This is a genomic window from Flavobacterium sp. CG_9.1 (assembly GCF_015751645.1).
In the GTDB taxonomy this organism is placed as follows: Bacteria; Bacteroidota; Bacteroidia; order Flavobacteriales; family Flavobacteriaceae; genus Flavobacterium; species Flavobacterium xanthum.
Genome location: NZ_JADOVC010000059.1, coordinates 1 through 5,504, shown reverse-complemented (window position 1 = coordinate 5,504; position 5,504 = coordinate 1). Strand labels below are relative to the sequence as shown.

General features: G+C 35.2%; 6 protein-coding genes. 1 reads left to right on the top strand and 5 read right to left on the bottom strand.

Translation table 11 applies throughout. From position 1 onward, the window contains the following. Positions 1-77: 77 nt before the first annotated feature. From IWX83_RS16860 to IWX83_RS16845, 4 genes are all read right to left on the bottom strand, one after another. On the bottom strand, positions 78-1,085 hold the full coding sequence (locus tag IWX83_RS16860; protein ID WP_231380084.1) for a phospholipase D-like domain-containing protein: 1,008 nt from the start codon (positions 1,083-1,085) through the stop codon (positions 78-80). Then, a complete protein-coding gene (locus IWX83_RS16855) occupies positions 1,082-1,483 on the bottom strand; it encodes a (deoxy)nucleoside triphosphate pyrophosphohydrolase (RefSeq protein WP_196831325.1) in 402 nt (133 codons plus the stop codon). The genes IWX83_RS16860 and IWX83_RS16855 overlap by 4 nt, the downstream gene beginning before the upstream one ends. Positions 1,484-1,616: 133 nt before the next feature. Continuing rightward, entirely contained in the window at positions 1,617-2,510 is an 894-nt protein-coding gene (locus IWX83_RS16850) for a dienelactone hydrolase family protein (protein ID WP_196831324.1), read from the bottom strand. A gap of 37 nt (positions 2,511-2,547) precedes the next feature. Then, positions 2,548-3,231: a nitroreductase family protein gene (locus tag IWX83_RS16845; protein ID WP_196831323.1), complete on the bottom strand. Its 684-nt coding sequence runs from the start codon at positions 3,229-3,231 to the stop codon at positions 2,548-2,550. Between the two features lie 444 nt (positions 3,232-3,675). On the opposite strand from IWX83_RS16845, the gene IWX83_RS16840 reads away from it, so the two are divergent. Continuing rightward, complete coding sequence (locus IWX83_RS16840) at positions 3,676-4,641, top strand: ion channel (protein ID WP_073350832.1); 966 nt, start codon at positions 3,676-3,678, stop codon at positions 4,639-4,641. 445 nt (positions 4,642-5,086) lie between these two features. Here the strand turns inward: IWX83_RS16840 and IWX83_RS17355 are convergent, their stop codons facing one another. Continuing rightward, the gene (locus IWX83_RS17355) at positions 5,087-5,329 is read right to left on the bottom strand and encodes a nitroreductase family protein (protein ID WP_231380083.1); all 243 of its coding nucleotides are present in this window, start codon (positions 5,327-5,329) and stop codon (positions 5,087-5,089) included. Positions 5,330-5,504 lie beyond the last annotated feature (175 nt).

The window sequence follows — 5,504 nt, the reverse complement described above, 5'->3', positions numbered from 1 at the left end:
GCTTCTGATCTAAAGTCCATTTCTTGTATTTCATGTTTCAAATATATAAGTTTGAAATTTAAAATAACACTCCGAACTTATCGGGGGCTAAAATACTTTTCAAGTATTTCTTGTTGATAATGAAACGGTTTTATATCAAAGAAATTAATATTTGGAGTATAATCTTTTGAAAATTTTCCGTCTTTTAATGCTTTAACTAATTTTTCCGAATCCTTATTTTTATCAAATAATTCAAATTCTGAATTTTGCCAATATGCTTCAAATGTTTTTCTGAATTTATCAATTATGTGACTAACTTCCTTTGTGGTAATTTTTAAATTCCACTCTAAACCATCTGTCAAAGCAGATCGAGAAAAATTAGACGAACCAATATAACCAGTATGAAAACCTGTGTTTCTCTCAAATAAATAAGCTTTTGCGTGCAATCTTTCATTTCCTGTGTTGTATGAAATTTTAACTTCTGTATTTTCTAATGATGCTAAAAGTTCAACAGCTTTTGCATCGGTAGCCCCAACATATGTTGTTGTTATTACTCTAAGCTTTCCGCCTCTACTTGTAAATTCTCTAAGTTCTTTTTCTAGTATTCTAATTCCTTTCCATTTTATAAATGAAACTAATAAATCTATTCTATCAGATGACAAAATTTCTTTTCTCAACTCACTTTCAAGCGTAGTACCTGAATTTCCGCCAGTAAAAAGTTCACTATGAATTAACCTTGTGTAAGGTGTGATTTCTTTGAGATGCAAATCTAAATCTGTAAAATGTGCATCTATTTTAGTAAAAACTGCGTTTAATATTTTACCTTCCGTTTCAATTAAGTCATCTTTAAACTCCTCTTTCTTTAATTCATCTTTTAGAAATAAAATGATTTTGTTAGCGATTTCGATTTGGTTTTCCAAAATATTATCGCCTTTTATCAAAGTAAAAGCATGTCGAATTGTTTTTCCAATATGTGCAGATAATAACTGTGCAGCTTCCGCTTTATCAATTGATGTAGTTTTAACTTGAAAAGTGTTTTTATCTAATTCACTCAACTTATTACTTATTAGTTTAGTTACTAACTCTTCATATAATCCTTGATTCATATTTCTAACTTTAATAATTCTTCAACAATAGGTTTATCTGCCTCAGCCCAATCTAAATTCCTTAATTCAGATTTATTTAATAATTTGTACTCTTTATGTTCAGTAAGTTTTATTTCACCTGAAACAAAATTTGCTAGAAATGGGATTAATTTAATTTGAAATGTTCCGTAATCATAAATACTACTTGATAGTTTCTCTAAAACTTCAATATCAATATTTATTTCTTCCTTTATTTCTCTTTTGATACAATCAACTTCTGTCTCATTATTTTCTAATTTTCCTCCAGGGAATTCCCATTTCAATGGTAATTTCATGGTTTCACTTCTTTGTGTAACTAGAATTTTTTGATCAAAAAAAATGATGGCACAGGTTACATTAATAGTTGATTTTTCTAGCATAGTTCACGTTGTATTGATTTTCAATATTACAAAATCCAATCCTCACTACTATAAGGAAACCGATAAATTAGGAAATTTAACATAAAAAAAGCGGAAACACTACCTTTCCACTTTTTCATCAAACCGTATATTTTTACTTCTTTTTGAGCTCTTGTTTAAAAAACGCAATGGTACGTTCCCACGATAAAGTTGCTGCTTTTTCATCATAGCGCGGTGTGGTGTTGTTGTGAAAACCATGATTTACCCCTTCATAGAAATAAGCGGTGTGTTCCACTTTGTTCTTTTTAAGGATGGCTTCATAAGCGGGCCAACCTTCATTGACACGCGTGTCTAAACTCGCGTACTGAGATAGAATCGGGGTTTTTATAAGTACGGCTTCGGTTGCTGTGGGTTGACCACCGTAATAGGGAACGGCAGCGCCCAAAGTCGGGATTTTAACCGCCATCATATTGGCAATCCAACCTCCAAAACAAAATCCTACCACGCCTATGTGACCGTTACAATCTTTATGGGATTTTAGGTAATCGTAAGCCGCAATGAAATCTTCGAGCATTTCTTCTCGGGTACGTTTCTTTTGTAATTCTCGTCCAGCATCATCATTTCCAGGATAACCACCTAATGGTGACAAGGCATCTGGTGCCAAAGTGATAAATCCTTCTACGGCTGCTCTGCGTCCTACATCTTCAATATAGGGATTCAATCCTCGGTTTTCATGCACAACAATGATTCCCGGTAATTTCTTCTTGGCTCCTGTAGGTTGGGATAAAAGTCCTTTGATTGTTCCGCCACCTTGGGGAGAATCATAGGTGATGAATTCTGATTTTATTCTTGGATCTTCGGGTTTTATGAGCACGGCATCCGCATAATTGGGCGTCATAAAACTCAATAGCGAAGGCAGTGTGAGTGTGCCTACAGCAAATAGAGATAGTTTTTCGACAAAGCTACGGCGGTCAATCTTATTGTGTGCATAATCATCGTACAAGTCAAATACTTCTTGACTGATGTCTTCTTTGGTTATTTTTTTCATAGTGCTAGTTTTATATAAAGGGATGCTTTTGTTTCAATCAATAGAAAACGGATATGGCCGCAAGGTCTTTTCTTTGTATGTCCGGAACCCAGCATTCCTCTGCAGGGTAACCAACAGGAATCAGTAAAAAAGGTTTTTCATTGATGGGCCTTTTTAGCGTTTTGGTCAAGAAATTCATTGGGCTAGGCGTGTGGGTCAACGAGACTAAACCCGCGTTATGAATGGCGGATAATAAAAAACCAACAGCAATACCCACGCTTTCCTGAACATAATAGTTGGTTTTCTTGTTGCCATCAGCATCCAATTCATAGCTGCGTTTAAAAACGACGATGAGGTAAGGAGCAGTTTCTAAAAAGGGTTTGTGCCAATCAGTACCTAAGGGTTTTAGGTCTTCCAGCCAGTCACTTGACATGCGAGATTCATAGCTTAGCAGTTCTTCCTGCTCCGCAGCGATACGGATTTGTTTTTTAATTTCGGGATTTTCAATCACACAAAAAGTCCAAGGTTGCTTGTGTGCGCCAGAAGGAGCAGTTGAAGCCGTTTTTATCAGGTTTTCAATTACTGCCTTGGGAACAGCTTTATCCGAAAATTCTCTTACGGAACGCCTGCTGTCCATATCTTCATAAAAAGAAGCGGAGCGCTCTAGCATTTCTGTTTCGGAAAGTAGGGGTTTGCGGTACCGTAAATAGGGGTACTCTTCTATTATTTTTATATCAGGCATTTTGAATGTTTTTTCTACTATCCAAATATAAAAAAAAATGAGCCTAAAATAGTAGATTAACTGCTTAGGTAGCTCTTTATTTTAGTAGTAAAACGAAATACCGCTGTGAATTTTAGTTCTGGTATAATTCGTATTCAATTATCTTTCTTGTGCTTGTTGAATTTTTTATCCAGATAGCCAATGGAGGAGCGACTTCAATGCATTTTTCCGCTTTTAGAGTAGCTGGCTTTTGCCAAAAATTACATTAATTTCTATTGCGAAATACATTCGAAATCAGCTATTTTATTGATCACTATTTTGTTCCTAATAAATAGTGGGATAGACAAGGTGCTCAAGATTAGTTTGGGTTTTCTGCGGCGACAAACTAACGGTCGTACGATGAAATAATTTTTGGGATGCTTATTAAATTTATCTAATTTTACTTCGAAGAAAAGACTTAAAAACATGGCATTGTTAGAAAGAATAAACCTAAAAGCAAAAGCGGATCAAAGCACAGGATTTGGCACAAATGCAAATAGTTACGGTGGTCGGTTTATCAATAAAAATGGAAGTGCTAACGTTGAAAGGCGAGGAATGCATGTTTTGCATCGCATAAGCTGGTACCATACAATGATTGACATGGCAGTTTGGAAATTTATGTTGATTATTATTGCTTTCTACATTGGGATCAACTTTGTTTTTGCCACTATTTATTATGTAATTGGGGTAGTGCATTTAGACGGAATCGCAAGTACCGACAGTGAATGGGTAAAATTTGGGCAGGCTTACTTTTTTAGTGCCCAAACGTTTACCACAGTAGGTTATGGTCATATCAGTCCCAATGGTTTTTTGACAAGTGCACTTTCGGCTGCCGAGGCTTTGATTGGTTTATTAAGTTTTGCTATTGCCACGGGATTATTCTTTGGAAGATTCAGTAAGCCTACAGCTTTTTTGAAATTTTCACAAAATGCGGTCATTGCGCCTTATGGAGCTATTTCGGGATTGATGATACGAGTAACTCCGTTTAAAAATACCAATTTCACCGATGCTGAGGCGAAGATAACGTTAGGAATGAGCATTGAAGAAAACGGAAAAATGGTCAATAAATTCTATTCGTTGGAATTAGAATTGGAAAAAATAAATTCGCTGTCCCTGAGTTGGACCTTGGTACATCCCATTACCGAGAACAGTCCGTTGTACCAATTTACAAAAGACGATTTTGCCAATACCCAAGGTGAAATTCTAGTTTTTGTAAAAACCTTTGATGATATGTTTAGCAATACCGTTGCTATTCGTACTTCCTATACTTTTGAGGAAGTGATTTATGGCGCTGCGTTTGAACCAATGTACACCAGAAGTGTAGATAATTCCAAAACTATTTTGTATTTGGACCGGTTGAACTCATTCAAGGATGCCTCTTTGGATAGATAGTTTTAAGGTCTTTTAGTAGTGTTAACAAAAAACATCTTCCATTCGTTTAATACATGTGAATAAATAATAAACAATATAAAATGTTTTTAGTACAAAGAATCTTGATAATCTTTTAGGCATAAAAGCACCTACCATATGCATTTGGGAAAAAAGGTATACCGTATTTCAGCCCATGCGTCCTGGTACCAATAATAGTCTATAAGATTTAGCAATTTTGCAAAAGCTTTTGAGTAGTATCTTGCTTCATGATTACGGATATAAAACATCTAAAATTTATCCTATCCAGAAGAAGAAATACCAATAATGGTGAAGAAATCGTCTCTTCAATTAGCGCAATGAATCATGCAATCGCTGCTTTTAAAACGACGATGAGGTAAGGAGAGGTTTCTAAAAAGGGTTTGTGCCAATCGGTCCCTAAGGGTTGTAGGTCTTCGAACGCGTCACTTCAAATTCGAGATTCATAGCTTTGAAGTTCTTCCTGCTCCGCAGCGCTCCGAATTTGTTTTTTAATTTCAGGATTTTCAATCACAAAAAAAGTCCAAGGTTGTTTGTGCGCTCCAGAAGGAGCGGTTGAAGTCGTTTTTACCAGGTTTTCAATTACTGCTTTAGGAACTGATCGGTCTGAAAACTCCCTTACATAAAGCCTACTGTCCATTATTTCATATAAAGAAAGGGAACGTTCTATCATCTCTGGCTCAGAAAGAACGGTTTTGTTTTAACTGATATAAGGAGAGTTGTCAATTATTTTTTTATCAGCCATTTAGAATGTTTTTTTCATATGTGTTTTGTTTGTTGTTTTTTAAAAAAAAGGCAATAATTAGTTAATGAAAGTCTAATTTCATTACTTGTAAATTGATGTTTAA

Coding starts and splice junctions, on each gene's coding strand:
- IWX83_RS17355 (WP_231380083.1), bottom strand. CDS start 5,329: ATGATAGAACGTTCCCTTTCTTTATATGAAATAATGGACAGTAGGCTT.
- IWX83_RS16855 (WP_196831325.1), bottom strand. CDS start 1,483: ATGCTAGAAAAATCAACTATTAATGTAACCTGTGCCATCATTTTTTTT.
- IWX83_RS16845 (WP_196831323.1), bottom strand. CDS start 3,231: ATGCCTGATATAAAAATAATAGAAGAGTACCCCTATTTACGGTACCGC.
- IWX83_RS16850 (WP_196831324.1), bottom strand. CDS start 2,510: ATGAAAAAAATAACCAAAGAAGACATCAGTCAAGAAGTATTTGACTTG.
- IWX83_RS16860 (WP_231380084.1), bottom strand. CDS start 1,085: ATGAATCAAGGATTATATGAAGAGTTAGTAACTAAACTAATAAGTAAT.
- IWX83_RS16840 (WP_073350832.1), top strand. CDS start 3,676: ATGGCATTGTTAGAAAGAATAAACCTAAAAGCAAAAGCGGATCAAAGC.